This window comes from Mucilaginibacter sp. P4_D1 (genome assembly GCF_056401935.1).
This window is the reverse complement of the sequence record NZ_JBFUIJ010000001.1, coordinates 364,823-388,838: the sequence shown is the minus strand read 5'-3', so window position 1 is coordinate 388,838 and position 24,016 is coordinate 364,823. Positions and strand designations below refer to the sequence as shown.

The window sequence follows — 24,016 nt, the reverse complement described above, 5'->3', positions numbered from 1 at the left end:
CAAATGCGATACATTCGTTTTTGTTTGTTGCTGGTTTTTGCAGCTAACTTTAGCTATGCCCAAAAACCGGCGATTACGCCATATTTGCCAACCCATCAACAAATGCTACAGGCCTATGCCAACGCCGACAGGTTGGATTCTGCCTGGAAAAAGATCCCGGTTGTAACCAACATCAGACCCAACTGGCAGGCAAACGGCAAGCAATTTTGGTATGACAAGCGCGCAGGAGCCGATGGTACCGAATATTACTTTGTTAATGCCGAAAAACAAACCAAACAAATGGCCTTTGATACCAAACAAATGGCCAATGCTGTGGCTGCCGCGTTAGGTAAACCTGTACCGGCAAATAAACTACGCATCGCGACCATGTTTTATGGCACCGATGAAAAGCAGGTTACTTTTAAAACCGGCAAAAACTGGCTCAAATGCGATTTAAGTAACTACCATTGCGAAAAAACTACCGATACCGTTTTTAAGGATTACGACCCGACCGCCCCGCTGCAAAAACGCACCTATCGCTGGGAGGCTAATGTTACCGATTCGGTTTCGCCCGATAAACAATGGACGGCTTTTATCAGGAACGGGAATTTGTATGCCAGGGCATTAAAGGGCTCTGCCGAAATACAGTTTACAACTGATGGTACAAATGATAAGCCGTATGCCGAAATCTCATGGTCGCCGGATAGTAAGCATTTGGTGGCTTACCTTACCGATCCTAAAAAAACAAAGAAGGTATACTATATATTAAGTTCGGTACCCGGCACCACAAGGGGGCAGCTCGAATCGCATGAGTACGACCAGCCGGGCGATGAATTTACATCGTACCAGCCTTTTATTTTTAACATAACCGATAAAAGCAAGCTACCCGTTGATGCCGAAAAGATTGATTTTTTTGGAGCGCCCATACTGCACTGGCGCAATGGTAACAGCCGCTTTTACACTTATGAAAAGGTTGACAGGGGGCATCAGCGGTTCCGGGTTATTGAGGTGGATGTACAAACAGGCAAAACCCGCAATATCATCGAGGAGAAAACGAATACTTTTATTTACGAGCAAAGGCTGTATACATATTATTTGCCCAAAACGCATGAGGTAGTATGGATAACCGAAAAAGATGGCTGGCGACATATTTACCTGGTTGATGAGCTTACCGGCAAAGAAAAGCTAATTACCAAAGGCAATTGGGTGGTACGGGATATTGATAGCGTTGACGTAAATAAAAGGCAGCTATGGTTTACCGCCAGCGGCAAAAACACGGCCGAAGACCCCTACTTTATCCATTATTACCGTATGGGCCTGGATGGTAAAAATATGGTTGAGCTTACACCCGAAAAAGGGAATCACCGGCTTACTTTCTCTCCCGACAGGAAATATTATACAGATACTTACTCGGAGGTAAATGTTGCGCCGCGTATGGTGCTCAAAAATACAGCTACGCTGAAAACTGTTATGGAGTTGGAGCACCCTGATCTAACGCCCTTATTAAATACCGGCATAAAATTGCCCGAAGTGTTTGTAGCAAAGGGGCGCGATGGGATAACCGATATATGGGGCGTAGTTTATCGCCCTGCCAATATGGACACTGCTAAAAGTTACCCGGTAATTGAAAATATTTACGCCGGGCCGCAGGATTCATTTGTACCTAAAAACTTTGCAGCCGTTAACGAAATGCAAAGTATAGCCCAGCTTGGCTTTATTGTGGTACAAATTGATGGCATGGGTACCGCCAACCGCTCCAAAGCTTTTCATGATGTATGCTGGCATAACCTTGCCGATGCAGGTTTTGCCGACCGTATTTTATGGATGAAAGCGCTGGCGGCCAAATACCCGCAGGCTGATATTAGCAGGGTGGGTGTTTATGGCACATCAGCAGGCGGGCAAAATTCGGCAGGGGCGGTATTGTTTCACCCCGAGTTTTATAAAGCCGCGGTTTCTGCTTGCGGCTGCCACGATAACCGCATAGATAAACAGTGGTGGAACGAGCAATGGATGGGCTACCCCGTAGGCCCGCATTATGCCGAACAATCAAACATCACCAACGCTGCAAAACTACAGGGCAATTTAATGCTGATAGTGGGCGAGGCCGATACCAATGTACCACCCGAGTCCACCTATCGTTTTGCCGACGCGCTGATAAAAAATAATAAATTTTTCGATTTGCTTACCGTGCCGGGCATGGGCCACGGCGATGGCGGTGTTTACGGGCGACAAAAGAAGCGCGATTTTTTTGTAAAACATTTACTGGGTACTGATCCTCCGGCACGGAATAACGGCGAAACTGCATCAGCAACTACAGGTTTTTAGCTCGGGCAAGCATGACAAATGGAAAAGCACAGAGCGATATGCCCTGTGCTTTTCTGTTGGTGCGCCTGTGCTTTTTTAGCTTAAAGCCCCGCCATAAAATTTAAAATATCGCCGCCAATTTCGTTAACATGGGTTTCTAAAGCGAAGTGCCCCGTATTATAAAATTTAACGGTAGCGTTAGGGTTATCGCGTTTGTAAGCTTCGGCACCGGCTGGTAAAAAGAAGGGATCTTTGTTGCCCCAAACAGCCAGGAATTTAGGTTCATATTGCCTAAAATAAGCTTGAAATTTTGCATACAGTTCCACATTGGTTTTATAATCTTTCATTAAATCCAATTGAATCTCCACGTTTCCGGGACGATCTAAAAAATATTGGTCTAAAGTGTAGCTTTCGGGGGCTATCAATGATGAATCGGCTACACCTTCGTGGTACTGGAACCAGGTTATTTTTAGGTTCACAAAATCCCGCAAAGCATCCCTGTTTGCTTTTGAATCGTCTTTCCAGTACCGCTGGATAGGGTTCCACGCGTCGCCCAGGCCCTCAACATAGGCGTTGCCGTTTTGTGATATGATGCCGGTGATTTTTTCGGGATTGGCCATTGCCAGCCTTAACCCGGTTGGCGCACCATAATCAAATATGTATAGTGCAAATTGTTTAAGGCTAAGTTCGTCTATAAAAGCCTGCATGGTGTTGGCCAGGTTATCAAATGTGTAGGTAAACCGGGTATGGTCGGGCGCGTCTGAATAGCCGAAGCCAGGTAAATCGGGGGCTATCACGTGGTATTTTTCGCTAAGTATGGGTATTAGGTTCCTGAACATGTGCGATGATGTTGGGTAGCCGTGCAGCAATAAAATTACGGGGGCATCTTTTGATCCGGCTTCGCGGTAAAATATGTTCAGCCCGTTAGCTTTAATGTTGCGGTAATGAACTTGAGTGGTTTCCATGGTGTTTTTATTTGGTTGTGAATGTTTAACAGCGAAAGCGTGCGACTGGCTACCTGCCAGGCTGACCGCTGTTAATAACGAGAGTGTTGTTTTTGTTATGTTTTTCATTTGCTGTTTCGCTTATTCAAAACTAACCCTTACATTTGATTGTTAAAAACGATTTATAATGATTTATATTATCATATTTTGTGATTTATGAATACCAACGATCTTAAAATATTTGAAGCCGTGGCGGCCAATGGCAGTTTTACCAAAGCTGCCGAATTCATGTTTACGGTGCAATCAAACGTAACGGCACGCATTAAAAGTTTGGAGGAAGAATTTGGCACCGAGCTTTTTACCCGAACATCACGCAAGGTTGAATTGACGGCCGCCGGGCAAACTTTGATGCAGTACAGCAAACAGGTAGGCCACTTGATTGAGGAAGCCAAAAAAGACATCCAAAATGCCGACCAGGTTAAAGGACACATCAAAATAGGTTGTATTGAAACCACCATGGCACTCAAAGCCCCTGGCATCATAAACCATTTTGCAGATACCTATCCGGAGGTTGAGCTGGAGTTCAGATCAGCTATGGCGGGCAGCCTTATCAGCGACGTCATGAACTATAAACTGGATGCAGCTTTTGTGCCCGCGCCGGTTAATATCCCCGAGTTGGAGCAGGTGATGATTAAAGAAGAGCAACTGGTTATTTTAGCACCGGCCGGCATCAAAAATATTGACGACGCCATTGCCGTTAGTCCCTTAAAAATTGTGGTGTTTGACCAGGGCTGTATTTTTAGGTCGAGGTTGGAATCGTGGCTTGGTTCAAAAGGCATCATCCGCTACAAAAGCATCGTGGTTAACTCCATCGAAGGCATCATCAACTTTGTAGAAGCCGGCCTTGGCGTAAGTATATTACCCGAAGAAGTGATTAGCCAGTACTACAGCGGCCGCAAGATAAATACCTTTGCCATGAATAAGGAAATAGGTACCATGACCACCGTACTGATAACCCGGAGAGATGTACCGCAATCAAGGGCGTTGAAGGCGTTTATGGAGATGTATTGATAGTTATAAAGCGGGCGAAATTGTTGTTCTTAACACCTTTGAATAAAATGGTATTTAAAATGCATATATTTGCTATACATGATACGCACAATTTTAAAATCAGATCAAAATAACCTCACACTCACTTTGCCAGATGAACTCGTAGGCAAAATGATAGAGATAATTGCGTTTGAAATAAAAGAAGACGAGCATAACGTGAAGGTAGCGCCCCCAACGCTTAAACCCTCTCAACTACGTGGTTTTTTATCCGAAAAAAGTGCTAAATTAATGCATGAACATGTTAACCAGAGCAGGGCTGAATGGGATACCTTGTAGATAGTAATGTCCTGATAGATTATATTGCTAATCGATTTACAAAAGGTCAGCTTAAATCATTGGATATTATTTTTGATGAGGCGCTTCGTATTTCCGTTATTACCAAAATTGAACTGCTTGGTTACAACAGTGATGAGGCAGAAGAGGTAAAAATGCTGGAATTTTTAAAGTATTCAAATATCATCCCGCTAACTGAAGATCTGGTTGAGCGGACTATTACGATAAAAAAAGCAATAAAAATAAAAACACCAGATGCTATTATCGCGGCAACTGCATTGGTCAACGATTTTACTTTAATCACCAATAACACCTCGGATTTTAAAAGGATTGTAGAATTGAAAATTTTTAATCCTTATGATCTGTAAGAAGCCGCTGAACCCAGCTACTTCAAATAATCCGTAAACACCTGTTGCATAAAAGCTTTGGCATAGTCCAAAGTTTTGTCAGTATAACCTTTTGGTGCGTTCTTAGTCTGAATATAGCTAACCGTTTGGCCTGCGTTATCGTAAGTAACAGCCTGGTTGGGTAGCATAAAGCCCATGCCATTATCCCAGTCAAAAAATGCGAAATCCCGGCTGTAGGGGTTCAGTAAATCCTTCGACCATTTGAATTGCTGATGTGGCAGGTTTAACTGAGCCAGCAGGGTGGCGGCTATATCTGTTTGGTTGCCCAGCTTTTTCACCCTCAGACCGCGGTATTCTGGTTTAATGGCGTCGCCAAAAAACAGTATGGGGATATGGTATTTACGGGGTTGGTAAGGTTCCGATTTATCCAGCGGTAAGCGGTGCCCATGATCGGCCACTAAAATAAACAGCGTGTTTTTATACCAGCTTTGTTTTTTTGCGGCATCAAAATATTGTTTCAGGCTGGCATCGGTATAGTAGGCAGTACTCCTGAATTTGTTGCCCATATCATCGCCGGGGAAATGCGGTGAAACTGGAAGCTCAAAGGGTTCGTGGTTGCTTAGCGTTTGAACGTAGCTAAAAAACGGCTTTTGTACTTTGTTCAGGTAGCTGATATTCCGCCTGAACAAAATATCATCGTGTGCGCCCCATTTGGAGTTCATTTCTTTGGCCTCAAAATCTCTTTTATCTACCAGGTCGGTTATTTTGTGGCTTAGCAGGTAGGCTTTAAAGTTCATGAACTCACTTTCGCCGCCATAAAAGTACGATGTTCGGTAACCCTGGTCGGCAAAAACACCGGAGAGGGCCGGCAGGCGTTCCTGCTTTTCGTTATCAATGATGATGGTGCGCGTGGCTTGCGACGGGAAAGCGCTCATAATGGCAACAATGCCTTTGTCGGTACGGTCGCTGGCTGCGTATACACTATCAAACAAAACGCCTTGTTTTATAAAATCTTCAAAGTTAGGTGCGTCGCCTTTTTCGCCGCCTAATGATTCAATGAGGTCGGCAGTAAAACTTTCCAGTTGAAAAATTACCACGTTTGGGCGATTGGTTGTCAGGATGTGTAAAGTGCTGTCCTTTTTTACAGCGTACATGCTATCAACCATCGCCGAAGCCTTTTCGGCAGGCATAAATACGTAAGGATTACCCGGCGATTCCAGGTTTTCTACCACGTTTTGGATCAGGTTCCATTCGGTGTTTAATGCCGATTGGTTAAGGATGGGTTTTGCCGAGAAATAGGCATTGCTTTGGGCTATCGGCGCTACCTGCAGGCCGCCCCGGATGATCAACAGGTTTATGCCCAGTAATAAAACCACGATAATGGGCTTTACAATCAGTGGTGCGTTGGGCTTTTTGAAATCAAAATCGATAATGTATTTCGACAGAAAAACACCCCCGGCTATCAACACCACAAACAGCACAAAAGTTAAAAACAACGGCGACGAACTGGACGCTGCAAACGCCTCGGATGGCGCATTAAAGAAAACGTCAAACGCCCTGAAATTCACCTTGGTACCCCACTCGCGGAAGATGTTGAGGTTAACAACCGTTACAATAGCGATGATAACCACAGCCAGGTAAACATAAAACCTGAGCCATTTACTGCCAATGTGCTTTTTGGTAAACCAGTTAACACAAAATACAAGCAGTGGAATTGAACTGATATATGCAGCAACCGAAGCATCCATCAGGAAGCCGTACTGAAAGGTTTGGGCTATCTCCGAAAAACTGGCACCCCTAAGTTTGTTGCAAAAATAGACTTCGAATACCACACGCGTTATGATGGCCAGTATGATCCAGAAAATAAAAAATCGGCAAAAATTGAAAAGGCTCCTTAACATCGGTTTCAAAAATAACTATTTAAACCTGATGTTAAGAAGCCCTTAATGTAAGGTAAACACAATATGGACTTTAGCTGACAAGCATGCTTTTTAGTTCGGCGCAAAGTATCTGTATCTCCTCCTCCGTGTTATAATAATGCACCGATGCCCTTACGTTGCTTGGCAAATGATGTTTATCCATATAAATAAGGGTGGATATGGCTTTGCCAACAGATACATTGATGTTTTTATCGGCCAGTTTATTTTTTACAAACGCATTCTCCAATCCTTTTACCGAAAATGTTATAATACCGCATTGCTGCGCGCCAAAATCATGAACGGTAATCCCCTCAATCGCGGCCAGTTCACGGCGCAATAGGGTGGCTAAGTATTGTATGCGCTCCCAAATCCTGTCCACGCCGATATTTAAGGCGTAGTCCACTGCCTTACCCAGCCCAAGGGTGAGGGCACGGTTCTTCTCGTACAACTCAAACCTGCGGGCATCGCCTCGTGGTTTAAAATCATGCAAACTTACGGTTGGTGCGCTGTAACCATCCATAAACGACAGCTTCAACGAGTCCTGGATCTCTTTACGCACAAACAAAAATCCTGTACCACGCGGAGCCCGCAGGTATTTGCGGCCGGTTACGGATAGCATATCGCAGCCAATCTCTTTTACATCAAGCGGAATTTGCCCGGCACTTTGGCAGGCGTCAACCAAATATAAAACGTTGTGCCTGCTGGCTATTTTCCCAATCTCCACAACCGGGATCATGCCTCCCGCTGTCGACGGGATCTGCGTCATGGCGATGAGTTTTGTTTTGGGCGATATGGCCTGTTCAAAAACATCCAGCGGGAAATTGCCCTGTGCATCGTTGGGTATTATTTTGAGGCTTACACCCAATGTTTTTTGAACATTTAAAAAACCAATAATATTGGTTACATATTCCATTTCGCAGGTAATGATCTCATCGCCGGGTTTAAAACCGATACCGTTAAAGGCGATGCCCCAGGCTGTACTGGCATTTTCAACAATGGCAATTTCGTCCGCATCGGCGTTAATGAGTTTGGCTATCAGTTCATAGGTATTATTTAATTCGCGTTTGTATTTATCTTCAATTTCGTAGCCGCCGTGGGTTGCTTCTTCCCGCAGGTAGTTAATTACGGTATCCACCACTACATCGGGGTTTAAAGATGACCCCGCGTTGTTGAAATGTATTATTTGAGTTGTGCCAATTGTTTCGGCACGTAATTGCGCTACTTCCTGGTCGGTTATTGGGGTGATGTTCATGGTTAGTTTAGTAGGGGTTGAAGTGTTTCGCTCAAAGACGCTAAGCTTCTATTGCCTTGTTTACTTTGTTAGCGCCTTTGTCCGAAACAATTATTTAAAATTTATCTCCATCATAATATCCGCGCGGCCATAAGTGCCGGGAGTTACGGGTATCTCGATAAAGCCCAGTTTGTAGTAAATATGAATGGCGTTTTTCAAAACGCGGCTCGAGAAAAGGATAAGTTTTTCAACGCCCATTTCCCTTGCTTTATCAATACCAGCCTGGCATAAAAATTTACCGGTGCCGCCGCCGTGGTAAGCTTTATCAACAGCCATTTTGGTAAGTTCAAAAACGCCATCTTCAATAAAACGCAGCCCAACAGTGCCTATAATGGTATCGCCGGATGCCGCGAAATATATTTTGCCGCCTTGTTTTAACATTGCTTCGTTTGGGTTTTCTAAAACCCATTTGTCAAGCGGTTCAACCACAAAAAATTCTTCGAGCCAGGCCTTGTTAAACTTTTCGAAGTAAGGCTGGTATTCGGGCTTATAATCGATGAGTTGCAGTTCCATTTTTTTTAATTATTTATAAATACAAAGTAAAAGCATCTGCACGTAGTAAAACAGATTCAGTTTTATTAATTTTGACCATAACAGATTTTGAAATGGAAAAGCAACTAGTAGCCCAGGCCGATGATTTTTTATATGCACAGATAGTGTCGCGCATTGAAAAACAAATCAAACAAAAGCTGTTAAAAACCGGCGACAGGCTGCTATCTGTACGGGCATTAAGCCTGGAGCAGGGCATTAGCATCAGTACATCGTATAAAGCTTATGTGGAGCTGGAGAATATGGGAATGATAGAGGCCCGCCCAAAATCGGGCTATTATGTTAAGTTTTCGCCTGCAAAAGTTAACCATGTGCCGGCCACAAAGCCGCCCATCCAAAAAATAGCGCAAGCCAGCGTTACCGATATGATAGCCATGGTATACCAAAACATGGATAGCGATAGCGTGTTGCGCCTGTCGCGCTCATCCCCACCGATCAGCATGATACCGATGGCCAAGCTCAATAAATCGATGATGGAGGCCATCCGCAAAAGTCCGTCTGGCAATATCAATTATGAAAACCTGCAGGGCAACGTTTCGTTGCGCAGGCAAATAGCCAAAAATGCGTTTAACTGGGGCGGTAATATTACGGAAGATGATGTAGTTACCACCCAGGGCTGCATGGAGGCGCTGATATTTTGCCTGCGTGCACTTACCAAACCCGGCGATACCATCGCTATTGAAAGCCCTACCTATTTTGGCATTTTTAATATTATGCTCAGCCTTGATTTAAAAGTACTTGAAATTCCGGTTAACCCCGACTCAGGTATCGATCTGGATTATTTAACGCAGGCCATCAATGAGGTTGATATTAAAGTATGCCTGTTTGTTACCAATTTTAGTAACCCGGTAGGCAGCTGTATGCCCGATGAAAACAAGCAGCAACTGGTTACTTTATTAGCCGCCCAAAAAATCCCACTGATTGAGGACGATATTTATGGCGAGATATACTTTGGTAAAAGCCGCCCGCGTACCTGCAAAAGCTATGATAAGGATGGCTGGGTATTGTTATGCTCCTCTGTTTCCAAATCGATAGCGCCAGGCTACCGGGTGGGCTGGTGTATCCCCGGGCGGTTTAAAGAGCAAATCATCAATCTAAAAATGATGCATACCATCAGTGCGGCCACGCCAACGCAGGCTGCCATTGCCCATTTTTTTGAAACCGGCCGGTATGATTTGCATATGCGTAACCTGCGCAAGGCTTTGTACACGCAATCGCTCAGGTATACACAGGCTATCGCTACCTATTTTCCGCCGGGCACTAAAATAAGCAGGCCGCAGGGCGGGTACGCGCTATGGGTGGAGCTGGATAAACACATCAACGCGTTTGAACTTTACCAGCTTGCCATTGCACAAAACATCAGCATTGCCCCCGGCCAGATTTTTAGCACCGATGCCCGGTTCACCAATTTTATCCGCATTAGTTTTGGGCTAAGCTTTGACAATGTGGTGGAGCAGAGTATTAAGGTGTTGGGCGATTTGGTGGGTAGCTTATGATTTTTTTTCTGAAAGACGCATAATTACCCTCCAGCATGCAAATCCGGCCTTCAAATCGGCCATGCAAATCCTGAATATCCCACGGAAGACGCATGTGATGCGCCTCTACAAAAGAAAAAACAACCAATGAATGCGCATCCATAATTAAATATTGCGATTATATTTGTTTCAGCACCAATTATAAACGCCCCCGGGCTGCAAAACAATATCAACTAATGGACGAGCAAGAACTACGAAGCAGGGCATGGTTTGGCCGTAAAGGCAAGGATGGCTTTATTTACCGCGCCTGGATGAAAAACCAGGGCATCCCCGACTATGAATTTCAAGGTAAACCGGTAATAGGCATCTGCAATACCTGGAGCGAGCTTACCCCGTGCAACGCTCATTTTCGCGAGCTTGCCGATTCGGTAAAACGGGGTATTTTAGAGGCCGGCGGGTTCCCGGTCGAGTTCCCGGTAATGTCGCTTGGCGAAACTTTAATGAAGCCCACGGCCATGCTGTACCGTAACCTGGCCAGTATGGATGTAGAAGAATCTATCCGCGCCAACCCGCTGGATGGCGTGGTACTTTTGTGCGGCTGCGATAAAACAACCCCATCTTTGGTAATGGGCGCTTGTAGTGTAAATATCCCTACTATCGTGGTATCTGGCGGACCAATGCTTACGGGTAACCACCGTGGCAAGCAAATAGGCACCAGCGATGTTTGGCGCTATCATGATGATGTACGCTCGGGCAAGATCATGGAAGAAGAATTGCTCACCATAGAGGCGGCGATGTGCCGCAGCCAGGGGCATTGCGCGGTTATGGGCACAGCCTCGTCTATGGCTTGTATGGTTGAGTCATTGGGCCTTTCATTGCCGGGCAACGCGGCTATTCCTGCTGCCGATTCCAGGCGGAAGGTGTTGGCGCAGCTCTCGGGTTTACGCATTGTCGAGATGGTTAAGGAAGATCTGAAATTATCCGACATACTTACCCGCCAGGCTTTTGAAAACGCCATCATGACCAACGCTGCCATAGGCGGATCAACCAATTTTGTGATCCATTTGCTGGCTATTGCCGGCCGCATTGGCGTACCACTTGAACTGAAGGATTTTGATCCCTTATCAAAAAACATCCCGCTGATAGCCAACCTGCAGCCATCCGGCCAATACTTTATGGAAGACCTGTTTTATGCCGGCGGCCTGCCTGTTGTTTTAAAGGCACTGGATGGCATACTTCATAGGGATGCCATCACGGTAAACGGTAAAACCATTGCCCATAATTACAGCAATGCCGTGGGCTATAACAGCAACGTAATAACTACGGTTGATGCGCCTTTTAATACGGCTACCGGCCTGGCTATTTTAGGAGGTAACCTGTGCGAGCAGGGTGCCGTGATCAAGCCATCGGCTGCCAGTGCGCATTTAATGCAGCATACCGGCAAAGCCGTAGTGTTTGAAAACATTGAAGACTTTAAAGCCCGTATTGATACCGCCGAGCTGGAGGTTGATGAAAACAGCGTTTTGGTATTAAAAAATGTCGGCCCTAAAGGCTATCCTGGGATGCCCGAGGTTGGTAATATGGGCATCCCCAAAAAGCTACTGGAAAAGGGAATTACAGATATGGTGCGCATATCCGACGGACGTATGAGCGGAACAGGCTTTGGCACCGTAGTATTGCACATATCACCGGAGGCAGCCGCAGGCGGCAATTTTGCCCTCATCAAAACCGGCGACCTTATAACGCTTGATGTGCCCAACCGCACGTTAAATGTAGCTATTAGTACCGAAGAGTTTGCGGAACGAAAGCGACAATACATTTCGCCCGAACCGGTTACTAATCGTGGTTATGTAAAACTGTATATTGACCATGTGCAGCAGGCGCACTTAGGGGCCGATATGGATTTCCTGGTGGGTGGTTCGGGCAGTAATGTTTTAAGAGATTCACATTAAGCTGATATAATGAGTTTTAAAAATAAAGTAGCCATAATAACCGGCGCGGGCCAGGGCATAGGGTTTGAAATTTGCCGCATGCTGGCCCAAAAAGGTGCTACCGTAATATTGAATGATATAGATATCGATTTAGCGAAAAAAGCGGAAGACCTGATCAACCAAAACCATCCGGGTGGTTGTTTAGCCATGCCCGGCGATTCAAGCGACGTAGCTTTCATCAATAGCATGGTTGATACTGCCGTAAAGCTATACGGGCGGCTGGATATTGTGATAGCCAATGCCGGCATTACCTTATATGGCGATTTTTTTGCCTATACCAAAGAGTCATTCTCCAAAGTAATGGACGTAAACCTCGGCGGCTCGTTCTTCCTGGCGCAGGCGGCGGCCAAACAAATGAAAGATCAGGCAAATGGCGGGGCAATACTTTTTACCTCATCGGTAGTAGGGCACCAGGCGCTCAAAAGCCTTGCCGCCTATGCCATGACGAAAGCCGCGTTAGAGATGCTAGCCAAAAACCTGGTGATCGAACTTTCGCACTACTGCATCAATGTAAATACCGTTGCGCCTGGCGCCACCTTAACCGAACGAACTATGGAAGAAGCGGATTATGAACGTGTATGGTCGAACATTACCCCAATGGGGCGGCCGGCTTACGTTACCGACATTGCCAACACGGCGCTGTTTTTAGTATCGGACGAGGCTAAACACATTACCGGCCAAAGCCTGATTGTTGATGGTGGTTGGACATCTGTAAGTACTTTGCCCGATGGCATTAAATAAAATAACACAATGGTAGAAGTAGCAGTTAACCACGCCAGCTTTTTGGGCGAAGGGCCGGTTTGGGATTGGCGTAGTAACCTATTATACTGGGTTGATATTATGGGCGGCCATATCCATGAATACAATCCCGAAAACAAGGCTTTCAGAACCATTGATGTTAAACAGATGGTTGGCGCGGTAACAGTTTGCAACGATGGACAATTACTTGCCGCGTTAAAAAGCGGGTTGGCTATGGTTAACCGTGAAAGTGGCGAGCCTGCATTTTTTGCCCAGCCGGAAGCTCATTTGCCCCAAAACCGTTTTAACGATGGCAAATGCGATCCGGCAGGCAGGTTCTGGATTGGGTCGATGGCTATTGACGAAACGCCGAACGCCGGAAAATTGTATACGTTGGATGCCGACCTGCAAATCACACCCAAAATACATGGCACCACCATATCCAACGGAATGGCATGGAGCCCCGACCACAAAACGTTTTACTATATTGATACACCGACCATGAATGTGGTGGCCTATGATTTTGATGTACATAGCGGCACAATCTCCAACAAAAAAACGGTGATCACTATCGACGAAAAAGATGGCTACCCGGATGGCATGACCATCGACGCCGAAGGCATGCTCTGGATTGCACACTGGAACGGCTGGCAGGTAAGCCGCTGGAATCCGAATACCGCAACCAAATTATTTACCTTACCCCTACCCATAGCCAATGTAACATCCTGCACCTTTGGCTGCCCCAACCTAAGTGACCTGTACATCACCACCGCCCAAAAAGGCCTTAGTGCCAATGAACTGGAGCAACAGCCGCTTGCGGGCATGCTGTTTGTTTGGAAGGATTGCGGGTATCAGGGAGTGAGAGCTTTTGAGTATATTAAGGGCCAATAACTTACAAAAAATGCTCTTTTAAAAATAAAAAAACGTTATGACGCGCAACGAGATATGGCCAAATCCATGTACTAAACTACCGTCATTGCGAGGTACGAAGCAATCCCTAACTAATTGGGACTTAGCATATCGGGGATTGCTTCGTACCTCGCAATGACGATCTGTTTTTTTTATTTTAGACTTTAGACTTAGTACTTCCGACTTAACACTATTGCTTTATAAACCTTACCTGGTACATTTTGGGCCATTTTTTGCCGGTTACAAAAATGCGTTTGGTGGCGGCATCGTAGGCTATACCGTTAAGCACGTTGTTCCCCCAATCGCGGCCGGCGGGGCGCTCCGATTCGGGATACAGGTTTCTCATGTCAATTTTTTGCTCAACAGCACCTGTTTTAGGGTTAATTACTAATATCTCATCCTTTTGGTAAACGTTGGCATATAGCTTACCGTTAATATATTCCAGCTCGTTTACAGAATCTATCTTGGCTTCATCGTCGCAAACTTCAATAGAGCCAATTTGCCGGTAGGTATCCTTATCCAAAAACCAAATCTTGTTGGTGCTATCATCCATGTAAAGTTTTTTACCATCAAAACACATACCCCATCCTTCAACGCCTACGTTGTTGGTAAATGTTTTTAGCAGCTTTAAATTGCTTTTATCATACACAAAACCAACTTTTTCGCGATAGGTAAGTTGCACCACTTTATCGCCCACTACAGATAGCCCTTCGCCAAAATATTGGTCGCCTAATTTGGTAAGCTGTATTGCCTTACCTGTTTCCAGGTTGTTTTTACGAATGGTAGAATGACCGGGATCACCCGTACTTTCGTACATAATGCCATCCAAATACTCTAACCCTTCGGTATATGAGCTTGTGTCATGCGGGTAAGTCTTCTCTACTTTATAGCTGTAAGCTTCGGGCGCTTTACCAGCCAGCAGCAAAATATTGGTAGTTACATCCTGGCTTTTACCTCCCTGGTACACTTTGGCAGTTATCAGTTTTATACCCAGGGGGATGCTGTCTGTTTTCACGCTGATGGCCGATGAATCTTTAGCAACACCTAAACGGGTTTCTTCCATCATATACACTACCGAATCGGGTTTGGTATCGGCAGGCAGGCCCACTTTTACCTTCACTACATCACCGGCTTTGTAAGTGGTGCCGGCTTCCGGGCTCATAGTATAATCAGCGCCGTTATCAGCCGGTTTTTGTTTGCAACTGTTACAGCCCAAAGCCAGCAGTAAACCGGCTGCAAAAAATATCTTTAATTTACTATTCATCTTTTTCATAATGTACCCGACGGCCAAAACGCGTCTTCGATATGGTTTAGTATATAATTTTTATCCTTGTCAAACAAAATAGCGATGATATCAAACCGCACCTCGCCCTGGTGGTTCATAATGTAAATATATTCGTCGGCGGCATCGGCCAATAGTTTTTGCTTGCGTGCATCAACAAAATCCTCGGGCATGCCAAAACCGGTGCCGGTGCGCGTTTTCACTTCGGTAAATATAATAACCTTGTCTTTATATGCAATAAGGTCAATTTCGGCTTTGCCGTGCGTCCAGTTTTCGTCCAGTATTTCATAACCGGCATTTTCCAGGTGTGTTTTGGCTAAAGCTTCGCCCGCGCGACCAAGATCAAGGTGTTGGGCCATTATTTGATAATTACTGAACCTAAAAAGTCGGAGATACTTTTTTCAACTTTTTTCATGCGCATATACTGGTTAAGCAGTATTTCCTGGTCGGCTTCCGACGATGCATTTTTGAGTTCGACCCGAAGGTTATCCAGCATGCCCTCTACCTTATGCTTTTTAAGATGAAAAATAGCGCCCAGGATGGTGGCCTTCATATTATGCTGTTCGTCATGAATAGTAATCTTGTGCATATCGTACCAGTTCTCGCTCAGGGTATATTTGGAGCTGAGCAAATCAATACTGATATCAACAATGCCTTTATTTGCGTGGTGAATGAAATAGGCATCCTCTGGCAAAATACCATTTTCAACCTCTTTTTGATAAAGCTCAACAAATAGCTTGCAGGTTTCATGCTCAAAGGTAACATCGCCTAATTCGGCTATCATAAAAGGACCAATGTAGGTATTGGCAATGCCATCCCAGTCAATCATTTTACTGCCGTATAACAACAGCAGGCGGATAATCTCCTTCTCCTGGAAATACTCTTTTTTAGGAGTGCTTGGCGCCAGGTCAACCTCGTCAAAAAAATGAGGCTCATCAGGCGGCATTTCCGGTTGGTACCGATTATGATTTTGCTGCTGCTGGCCATCCTTTTTGGCCTTGGCCTGGCGCATTTTGTTAAGCTCGGATAGCAGCGCGCGTTCATCAATTTGCAAAATGTAGCTGCACTCTTTAATGAACACCGATGCCTTGATGGAATCTGGAATTTTGGCAATACTTTCTACAATCTCGCGGATGACGCCGGCCTTTTTAATCGGGTCGTTCCCTGCATCTTTTAGCAGGGTATTAGCCTTAAAAAGGATAAAGTCCTTTTTATTTTCCTCGATGTATTTTTTAAACGCGCTTGAGCCATTGGCTTGTACGTACGAGTCGGGATCGTGCCCATCAAGGAAGGTTACTACCTTTACGTTAAGGCCTTCCTCCAGGATCATATCCAACCCGCGGATGGCCGCTTTTATACCCGCGGCATCGCCATCATATAAAATGGTAATATTTTTGGTAAACCGGCTGATTAGCTTGATCTGCTCGACGGTTAAGGATGTACCCGATGATGCCACCACGTTTTCGATACCGGCCTGCACTACCGAAAGCACATCGGCATAGCCTTCAACCAGGTAGCAGTTATCTTCCTCACGGATGGCCTTTTTGGCAAAATACAAGCCGTAAAGTACATTTGATTTATGGTAGATCTCGCTCTCGGGCGAGTTTACATACTTGGGTACGTTTTTATCTTTTTTTAAGGTACGGCCGCCAAACGCGATAACCCTGCCTGTAAAATTATGTATCGGGAACATTACCCTGCCACGGTAACGGTCATACAAGGTACCGTTATCCCGTTTTACAGACAGGCCGCTATCTACCAGGAATTGTTCTTTATAACCCTCCTTTATGGCGCTGCCGGTAAACGCCTCCCATTGATCGGGCGAGTAGCCCAGCTCAAATTTTTTGATGATATCGTTACTGAAGCCGCGCTCTTTAAAATAACTTAAGCCGATGCTTTTACCTTCATCTGTTTCAAGCAAACTTTCGTGAAAAAATTTGGCGGCGTAGCCCGATACAATCATCAGGCTTTCGCGGCGCAGGTCTTCTTCCCTGTTTTCGGGGGCTTCAACGGTTTCTTCTACCTCGATGCCATACTTTTTGGCCAGCCATTTTAAGGCTTCGGGATAGCTGAATTTTTCCAGCTCCATTAAAAAAGTAACTGCCGAGCCGCCTTTACCCGTAGAGAAATCTTTAAAAATGCCTTTAGCGGGCGATACCGTGAACGATGGTGTGCGCTCATTGGCAAATGGCGAAAGACCCACGTAGTTGGCCCCGCGCTTTTTTAACTGCACAAACTCCCCTATCACCTCCACAATGTCGGTGGCTTCCATAATACGGTCGATGGTGGATTTTATGATCATGCGCTAAAATGTAAATGTAGGCAAAGATGAGCGTTGCCCTAAATCCGCAAACGTTAAATTACACTTTTATTTGATGGCGAGGGCTTTAAAATTCAAACGCCAACGCTAAGCAAACTTACCATCTAACAATTTAAGCAGCGATGATTTAACACTGCTTGCTTCATATTTATAGAAAACGATAAGTAGCAGGTAAGCCAAAATTGGGGCTACGAAAGGCAACCAATAACTAAAATTATCTTTAATTGTCCTTGAAATAAATATAAAAGCCATTTCCCAGCAAAAAAGCACGCCAATCACCATGAAGATGATCATTGACGGAAAAATCTTCAAACTTATTTTACTTCCCTGCAAATGCGGCGCAATACCTCCTTTGGCTATGGGCACCATGGTCGCTCGGGGGCTATGTGGCGGCTCAAACCTGAATTGAAGGTCAAATACATCACCAATGAATAATGGTTCCCTTTTGTTGTAAAATACCCAGTTTTGATAATTAAAGCGGGAGGGCATTACAGCCTTTTGCAATATCGCTTCAACCTCGGCCGGCTGATGCGGAGTTAAAATGACAAGGTTTTCGAAAGGGAGAAAATTCATTAATTGAAGATAATAAATTATATCCTTAACCTAAACCATGGTTACTTGCCTGCGCTTTAAAAATGTTACCGCAATACCAGCCAGCACAATTACGCTGCCGATGATCTCGTTCAGCTCCAGTTTTTCGTTCAGTAAAATAGCGGCCAGTATGGCGGCAAAAACAGTTTGGCTCAGCAAGGCGATAGATACCTTGGTCGATTCGAGGTAGCGTAAAGAATAATTAATGGTAAGCCAGCCGACAAGCTGGCAAATTACCCCCATCCCCAAAAAGCAAAGCCAAACTTTTACCGGGAAATACAAAATGCTTGTGCCCATAAAATTATTAACAACCAGCAGGAACACGCTTGCCCCCATCATGCTGTAAAACATAAAGGTAAAAACATCAATGCCGCCCATGATGTTTTTTGATGTCATGATGTACGTAGCGTAAAACAGGCTGGCCAGTACGGCAAGCAAAATACCCGCGTTAAGCTCCAGGTGTAAAATATGCTGATATCCTACCAGCACCACCATGCCTGCTATGGCCACTACCGTACCTATCCAAAACAACTTGCCCGAACTTTTTTTAAATAACAGGAAACTGAACAGCCCAACCCAAACAGGCGCCAGGTTGGCAATCAGCGTTGATACGGTGGCGCTTATTTTTAACAGTGATAAATTCCAAACGACTACATCGGCGGCAAAAATTACACCCGCTATGATAGCAATTACCAATTGCTTTTTTTTAACCCGGAGCTTGCTTTTGATAATGCAATAGGGCAGCAAACAAAGCCAGGCAAAAAACACCCGATAAAATGCGCAGCCAATTGGCGATACCCCCGCAAGCTTCACAAATATTGGCGAAAACGAGATGCATAAAATGCCAATAACCAGGCTCACTTTAGGGTTCATGATAACGAATTAATTGAGCGGCAAACTTAAGCAAATAGCTCCTCATCCCGGCGCTTTAACCATCGAATATATCATAGGGCAACTTTGTGCACAAATTAAATACCCTAATGCATGTCCCTTAATTTGTATACCTTTAGTACAACCTTTATTGCCAACCCGCCGCTGTTTCACCGTTATGAAAAAATGCCTGCTTTCATTTTTTTTCGTTACATTATTGCTCTTGGGCTCATGCGCCAAAAAATCATGTTGCGTAGTGCCGGTAACACCCGATTTTATTATTGCCGATAAAGACGGTGCCAAATGGGAAATACAACCTGCTGCCTCCAGCATACTGGGCGATACAACAACCATAGCCGGCACCCAAACCCAGGCCGGCGAAGAGGAAACTTTTGCAATTAAACTGAGCATAGGCGGCGTCGGCTACTATCCGTTAAAAAATCACCAGGGATATTACATGCTCAAAAAAAACGGCGCCATTACCCAAAAGTATGCCCTTAGCCCTACCCATCTAAACTCGGTGAGCGTTATATCGGTTAACCAGGCAGATATGATCATACAAGGTTTTTTCGACCTGAAATTCATCAAAACATATGATAGCCAGCCGGGCGCTAAGGCCGATAGTATAAGTTTTTTAGATGGCAAATTCAAAGTTACATTACATAAATAATTGTATTTTTGCGGCTCAAAAAAATACACAATTTTATACATAATTACACATTATGAGTCAGCGCACAAAGATCAAAGCATTGCTGCAAAGCCAGCAAACGGATATTGATGTAACAGTTAAAGGATGGGTTCGTGCCTTCCGGTCAAATCGTTTTATTGCTTTGAATGATGGCTCAACTAATAATAACATCCAGATTGTTGTTGATTTTGAAAACACCGATCCTGCTTTGCTAAAACGTATAACAGTTGGCGCGGCGCTAAGCGTATCGGGCAAACTCATCGCTTCATTAGGCAAAGGTCAAACAGTTGAAGTTATAGCACAGGATATCGAAATTTTAGGCGACAGCGATCCCGAAAAATATCCTATCCAGCCCAAAAAACACAGCCTGGAGTTTTTGAGGGAAAACGCCCACCTGCGTTTCCGTACCAGCACCTTTGGTTCGATATTCCGCCTGCGTAACAGCCTGGCATTCGCGGTGCACCAATTTTTTCAGGAGCGTGGTTTTATTTACCTGCATACCCCGGTTATCACCCAATCGGATGCCGAAGGCGCGGGCGAAGCTTTCCACGTAACCAACTTCGATTTAAACAACATCCCTAAAACAGATACCGGCGAGGTAGATTACAAGCAGGATTTTTTTGGTAAATCAACCAACCTTACCGTATCCGGCCAGCTGGAAGGCGAGCTGGGTGCTATGGCCCTGAGCGATATTTATACCTTCGGACCAACATTCCGTGCCGAAAACTCGAACACTACCCGCCACCTGGCCGAGTTTTGGATGATTGAGCCTGAAGTTGCCTTTAACGACCTGCGCGACAACATGGACCTTGCCGAGGACATGCTGAAATACGTGATCAAATACGCGCTGGATAAATGTCCCGATGATATTGAATTTTTAACCCAACGCCTGGCCGAAGAAGAAAAGCAAAAACCACAGAACGAGCGATCGGACATGACTTTATTAGAGAAGCTGAACTTTTGCTTAGATAACGATTTTGAACGCCTTACTTACACCGAGGCTATCGAGATCCTAAAGGAATCGACACCGAATAAAAAGAAGAAATTCCAATATATCGTTGAAGGCTGGGGTACCGACCTGCAAAGCGAGCACGAACGCTACCTGGTTGAGAAACACTTTAAAAAACCGGTGATCCTGACCGATTACCCTAAAGAGATCAAATCGTTTTACATGCGCCAGAATGACGACGGTAAAACGGTAGCCGCTATGGATATCCTTTTCCCGGGCATAGGCGAAATTGTGGGCGGTTCGCAACGTGAAGAGCGTTTGGATCTGTTAGAAAAACGCATGGACGAAATGGGCATCCCCAAGGACGAGCTTTGGTGGTACCTGGATACCCGCCGCTTTGGCTCGTGCCCGCATGCCGGTTTTGGCTTAGGCTTTGAGCGCCTGGTGCTGTTTGTTACCGGCATGGGCAACATCCGCGATGTGATCCCTTTCCCAAGGTTCCCGAAGAATGCGGAGTTTTAGACAGGATTTAAGGATTTTGCAGGATTAACAGGATTTTTTTTGATTTTCATATTGTCAAAAAAATCCTGTAATTAATCTTACCGATCTTCAAAAATCCTGTTAATCCTGTATAATCCTGAAAATCATGCCGATTATTGAATTAGCCACCCACATTAATGCCCCTGTTGCCCGGTGTTTCGATTTGGCCAGGAGCATTGATATGCATGTAGATTCGATGCGGCAAAGCGGCGAGACTGCTGTAGCCGGGCGAACCAGCGGACTGATTGAGCTGGGTGAAACCGTTACCTGGCGGGCAAAGCATTTCGGCATCTGGCAGACCCTAACCTCCAGGGTTACCGAAATGGAATATCCCAATTATTTTACCGACGAAATGGTTAAGGGCGCATTTAAAGCCTTCCGTCACGAACATTATTTTTATCCCATCAATAACCAAACCCTGATGAAGGATATTTTTATGTTTGACACTCCCTTGGGATTTTTAGGAATTATAGCTAACTTCCTGTTTTTGGAACGCTATATGACCCGCTTGCTGCAACAACGCAACCAGGAAATAAAAAAAGCGGCGGAAGCCCCCCGGCCCCCTGAAGGGGGAGTTGGACGCGACATTAAACTTTCGAAAAAAATCCTGTTAACCCTGTAAAATCTTTCAATCGTGTTCAAAAATCCTGTTAATCCTGTAAAATCCTTAAACGGCGCAGCCCTCTTGAGCACCCTTAAAAATAAACACTATGCGAAAAATCATGTTCAAATCAACTATCCTCATCATCCCGGGCCTGGGTAATTCGGGGCCGCAGCATTGGCAATCGCTTTGGGAAAAACAATTTGGTTTTACCCGCGTTGAACAGCAGGACTGGGAAACACCCGTTTGTGCCGACTGGATAACCACCCTGCAGGCCTATGTAGACAAATATGATGCTAAAGATGTGATATTGGTAGGCCATAGCCTGGCCTGCGCCACCATTGCCTATTGGGCAATGGAATATAATGTAGCCATTAAAGCTGCCCTGCTGGTTGCCCCCAGCGATACCGAAGCCGAAAGCTACCCAACCGGAACAACCGGCTTTGCGCCTGTGCCGCTAATAAAGCTGCCGTTTAAAAGTACCACGGTAATGAGCACCAATGATTTTTACGTAACACCCCAACGCGCCCAACTATTTGCCGATGCCTGGGGCAGCAAACTGGTAAGCATAGGTGATGCCAGCCATATTAACGCTTCATCGGGATTAGGAACATGGGAGGCAGGCCTGGAGCTTCTGCGGGAATTGGACGAACTATAGGCGAAAGGCGAAAGGTAAAAGGTAAAAGGTAAAAGGCCAAAGGTAAGCGGTATCAAAGTCGTGCCCGCGGTAGAAGGCGATCAGGATAGTGGTGATATGATGACATTGTTCTTATTCTGAACCCTCTTCCTCATTCAGAGTCCCCGGATTTTACAACGCCAAATCACATGGGGTTTTCATCTGCACATCTGTCATTTGAAATCTGCACATCTACAACCTCTACCTGATTATCCGCATCACTTTATCCCAGCGTATTTTATCCGCAAAAGGGGCATTGGCGTCCCAGCTCATCCACACAAAAATAGCTTTGCCTACAATATGATCTTCGGGCACAAAACCCCAGAAGCGGGAGTCGATGGAGTTGTGGCGGTTATCGCCCATCATCCAGTAGTAGTCCATTTTAAAGGTATAGGAATTGGTTTGGCGGCCGTTGATGCTAATGCTGCCGCCGTTTACCTGCAGTTTGTTATTTTCATAAACTTCGATGGCGCGGCGGTAAATGGGGAGATTAAGTGTGTCTAATTTTATGGTGAGGTCACGTTTGGGTACGGTGAAAGGGCCAAGGTTATCTACGTTCCACCGGTGGCCCGGGCTATGCGGGAATACTTCGGGATCATAAACACCGCCAAACTGGATGTTGGGCCTGATGTATTTAACACCCGCGACTTTTTTTACCGCAAGCGACGATGGCCGCGTCATGTTCATCAAATAGTTGGTACGGGTAAATGGTTGTATATCGGATATGTGAAGTTTATAAATCAGTTCGGGATTAAAGTTAAATGTGTTACTATCGGTATTCACGGCATATTCCATTTCGGCATTGGGCGGCGGCGGTATAGGCCGACCGTTAATATACACCTGGCCGCTTATTAGCCGCACATTATCGCCGGGTATTGCCTCGCAGCGTTTAATGAAATGCTCGCGCTTGTCAACCGGGCGGTACCATGGCGAATCGGACTCCATCGGGAAGTTAAAAACCACCACATCGCCACTTTTGATATCGCCAAAACCCGGCAACCTGAAGTAAGGCAACTTGATGCCCTCCCAATATGATTTGATACCCATACCGGGCATGGTATTATGTGTAAACGGAAATGAAACAGGTGTCATAGGCAACCGGGCACCGTAGTTAAGCTTACTCACAAACAGGTAATCGCCCACCATAAGCGAGCTTTCCATGGATGAAGATGGAATGGTATAAGCTTCGATAAGCAGCAAACGGATAAGCGTAACGGCAACTACAGCAAAAAAGACAGTCTCGGCCCATTCGCGGGCTGAGGATTTATGTAACAGGTGGTGATATTCTTCGCGAAACTCATAGCTGGCCGATTGGCCCAGGTACCGGGTATTTCTATCAAAACCCCATTTGGGCAAAAAAATGAATGGCAAAAGTACCGCACCGGCTATCTGGCGCATTTTTGTTTTGCCAAAGCTTTTTACAAAATCAATGGTGATACCAATAGCTACAATAACACCAATACCCGGTATCAATAACAACAGTAGCAACCACACGGGCCTGCCGCTTATTTTCAGCATTACATAGGTAGCGTAAACCGGAATCAAGGACTCCCAGCCATGGCGGCCGGCTTTTTGAAACAGCTTCCAAAGCCCAACTTGCATCAATAACAATACAGGGGCCAACAGTAAATAAACGCCTAAGTAACCCGCTATATCCATTGATAAAACAG

The 24,016-nt window shown here is 45.3% G+C and carries 22 protein-coding genes; 12 read left to right on the top strand and 10 right to left on the bottom strand.

What is annotated here, in order from left to right; all coding sequences use genetic code 11:
• Positions 1-3: 3 nt before the first annotated feature.
• Positions 4-2,304 (top strand): S9 family peptidase, encoded by a 2,301-nt coding sequence (locus tag AC1DV1_RS01600; protein WP_477354200.1) that lies wholly within the window; start codon positions 4-6, stop codon positions 2,302-2,304.
• 80 nt (positions 2,305-2,384) lie between these two features.
• Here the strand turns inward: AC1DV1_RS01600 and AC1DV1_RS01595 are convergent, their stop codons facing one another.
• A complete protein-coding gene (locus tag AC1DV1_RS01595; protein ID WP_477354197.1) occupies positions 2,385-3,356 on the bottom strand; it encodes an alpha/beta fold hydrolase in 972 nt (323 codons plus the stop codon).
• Positions 3,357-3,443: 87 nt separating this feature from the next.
• Here AC1DV1_RS01595 and AC1DV1_RS01590 point away from each other — a divergent pair, with 87 nt between their 5' ends.
• The 3 genes from AC1DV1_RS01590 to AC1DV1_RS01580 all read left to right on the top strand — a co-directional run bounded on the left by AC1DV1_RS01590 (position 3,444) and on the right by AC1DV1_RS01580 (position 4,978).
• Positions 3,444-4,298: a LysR family transcriptional regulator gene (locus AC1DV1_RS01590; RefSeq protein ID WP_477354194.1), complete on the top strand. Its 855-nt coding sequence runs from the start codon at positions 3,444-3,446 to the stop codon at positions 4,296-4,298.
• Between the two features lie 78 nt (positions 4,299-4,376).
• Positions 4,377-4,613: a hypothetical protein gene (locus AC1DV1_RS01585; protein ID WP_477354191.1), complete on the top strand. Its 237-nt coding sequence runs from the start codon at positions 4,377-4,379 to the stop codon at positions 4,611-4,613.
• Positions 4,598-4,978 (top strand): type II toxin-antitoxin system VapC family toxin, encoded by a 381-nt coding sequence (locus AC1DV1_RS01580; protein WP_477354188.1) that lies wholly within the window; start codon positions 4,598-4,600, stop codon positions 4,976-4,978. Before AC1DV1_RS01585 ends, AC1DV1_RS01580 begins: the two co-directional genes overlap by 16 nt.
• Before the next feature lie 17 nt (positions 4,979-4,995).
• Here the strand turns inward: AC1DV1_RS01580 and AC1DV1_RS01575 are convergent, their stop codons facing one another.
• The 3 genes from AC1DV1_RS01575 to AC1DV1_RS01565 form a co-directional block, all read right to left on the bottom strand.
• On the bottom strand, positions 4,996-6,789 hold the full coding sequence (locus tag AC1DV1_RS01575) for an LTA synthase family protein (protein WP_477354185.1): 1,794 nt from the start codon (positions 6,787-6,789) through the stop codon (positions 4,996-4,998).
• Positions 6,790-6,928: 139 nt separating this feature from the next.
• On the bottom strand, positions 6,929-8,128 hold the full coding sequence (locus AC1DV1_RS01570) for an aminotransferase class V-fold PLP-dependent enzyme (RefSeq protein ID WP_477354182.1): 1,200 nt from the start codon (positions 8,126-8,128) through the stop codon (positions 6,929-6,931).
• A gap of 90 nt (positions 8,129-8,218) precedes the next feature.
• Entirely contained in the window at positions 8,219-8,680 is a 462-nt protein-coding gene (locus AC1DV1_RS01565) for a GNAT family N-acetyltransferase (RefSeq protein WP_477354178.1), read from the bottom strand.
• Positions 8,681-8,772: 92 nt separating this feature from the next.
• Here AC1DV1_RS01565 and AC1DV1_RS01560 point away from each other — a divergent pair, with 92 nt between their 5' ends.
• The 4 genes from AC1DV1_RS01560 to AC1DV1_RS01545 all read left to right on the top strand — a co-directional run bounded on the left by AC1DV1_RS01560 (position 8,773) and on the right by AC1DV1_RS01545 (position 13,811).
• Positions 8,773-10,212: an aminotransferase-like domain-containing protein gene (locus tag AC1DV1_RS01560; RefSeq protein WP_477354175.1), complete on the top strand. Its 1,440-nt coding sequence runs from the start codon at positions 8,773-8,775 to the stop codon at positions 10,210-10,212.
• A 215-nt stretch (positions 10,213-10,427) separates the two neighbouring features.
• Positions 10,428-12,143, top strand: coding sequence for an IlvD/Edd family dehydratase (locus AC1DV1_RS01555; RefSeq protein WP_477354172.1), 1,716 nt, complete (start codon positions 10,428-10,430; stop codon positions 12,141-12,143).
• A 9-nt stretch (positions 12,144-12,152) separates the two neighbouring features.
• Positions 12,153-12,923, top strand: a complete 771-nt coding sequence (locus tag AC1DV1_RS01550; protein ID WP_477354169.1) for an SDR family NAD(P)-dependent oxidoreductase — start codon at positions 12,153-12,155, stop codon at positions 12,921-12,923.
• 9 nt (positions 12,924-12,932) lie between these two features.
• The gene (locus AC1DV1_RS01545) at positions 12,933-13,811 is read left to right on the top strand and encodes an SMP-30/gluconolactonase/LRE family protein (RefSeq protein WP_477354166.1); all 879 of its coding nucleotides are present in this window, start codon (positions 12,933-12,935) and stop codon (positions 13,809-13,811) included.
• A 208-nt stretch (positions 13,812-14,019) separates the two neighbouring features.
• Here AC1DV1_RS01545 and AC1DV1_RS01540 read toward each other — a convergent pair whose 3' ends face one another.
• The 5 genes from AC1DV1_RS01540 to AC1DV1_RS01520 form a co-directional block, all read right to left on the bottom strand.
• Positions 14,020-15,102 (bottom strand): glutaminyl-peptide cyclotransferase, encoded by a 1,083-nt coding sequence (locus AC1DV1_RS01540; RefSeq protein ID WP_477354163.1) that lies wholly within the window; start codon positions 15,100-15,102, stop codon positions 14,020-14,022.
• The gene (locus AC1DV1_RS01535; RefSeq protein WP_090641244.1) at positions 15,099-15,470 is read right to left on the bottom strand and encodes a YraN family protein; all 372 of its coding nucleotides are present in this window, start codon (positions 15,468-15,470) and stop codon (positions 15,099-15,101) included. The genes AC1DV1_RS01540 and AC1DV1_RS01535 overlap by 4 nt, the downstream gene beginning before the upstream one ends.
• On the bottom strand, positions 15,470-17,413 hold the full coding sequence (gene dnaG, locus AC1DV1_RS01530; RefSeq protein ID WP_477354160.1) for a DNA primase: 1,944 nt from the start codon (positions 17,411-17,413) through the stop codon (positions 15,470-15,472). The genes AC1DV1_RS01535 and dnaG overlap by 1 nt, the downstream gene beginning before the upstream one ends.
• Positions 17,414-17,518: 105 nt before the next feature.
• The gene (locus tag AC1DV1_RS01525) at positions 17,519-18,004 is read right to left on the bottom strand and encodes a hypothetical protein (protein ID WP_477354157.1); all 486 of its coding nucleotides are present in this window, start codon (positions 18,002-18,004) and stop codon (positions 17,519-17,521) included.
• Between the two features lie 30 nt (positions 18,005-18,034).
• Positions 18,035-18,895 carry a DMT family transporter gene (locus tag AC1DV1_RS01520; RefSeq protein ID WP_477354154.1) on the bottom strand — a complete coding sequence of 287 codons (861 nt, stop codon included), beginning with the start codon at positions 18,893-18,895 and terminating at the stop codon, positions 18,035-18,037.
• A gap of 253 nt (positions 18,896-19,148) precedes the next feature.
• Here AC1DV1_RS01520 and AC1DV1_RS01515 point away from each other — a divergent pair, with 253 nt between their 5' ends.
• From AC1DV1_RS01515 to AC1DV1_RS01500, 4 genes are all read left to right on the top strand, one after another.
• Positions 19,149-19,562: a hypothetical protein gene (locus tag AC1DV1_RS01515; protein WP_477354151.1), complete on the top strand. Its 414-nt coding sequence runs from the start codon at positions 19,149-19,151 to the stop codon at positions 19,560-19,562.
• Between the two features lie 52 nt (positions 19,563-19,614).
• Complete coding sequence (gene asnS, locus AC1DV1_RS01510) at positions 19,615-21,051, top strand: asparagine--tRNA ligase (protein ID WP_477354148.1); 1,437 nt, start codon at positions 19,615-19,617, stop codon at positions 21,049-21,051.
• A gap of 124 nt (positions 21,052-21,175) precedes the next feature.
• On the top strand, positions 21,176-21,691 hold the full coding sequence (locus tag AC1DV1_RS01505) for an SRPBCC family protein (protein WP_477354145.1): 516 nt from the start codon (positions 21,176-21,178) through the stop codon (positions 21,689-21,691).
• A gap of 88 nt (positions 21,692-21,779) precedes the next feature.
• Positions 21,780-22,328, top strand: a complete 549-nt coding sequence (locus AC1DV1_RS01500; RefSeq protein WP_477354142.1) for an RBBP9/YdeN family alpha/beta hydrolase — start codon at positions 21,780-21,782, stop codon at positions 22,326-22,328.
• A 219-nt stretch (positions 22,329-22,547) separates the two neighbouring features.
• On the opposite strand, the gene lepB is transcribed toward AC1DV1_RS01500, so the two are convergent.
• Entirely contained in the window at positions 22,548-24,005 is a 1,458-nt protein-coding gene (gene lepB / locus AC1DV1_RS01495) for a signal peptidase I (protein WP_477354139.1), read from the bottom strand.
• Between the last annotated feature and the right edge of the window lie 11 nt (positions 24,006-24,016).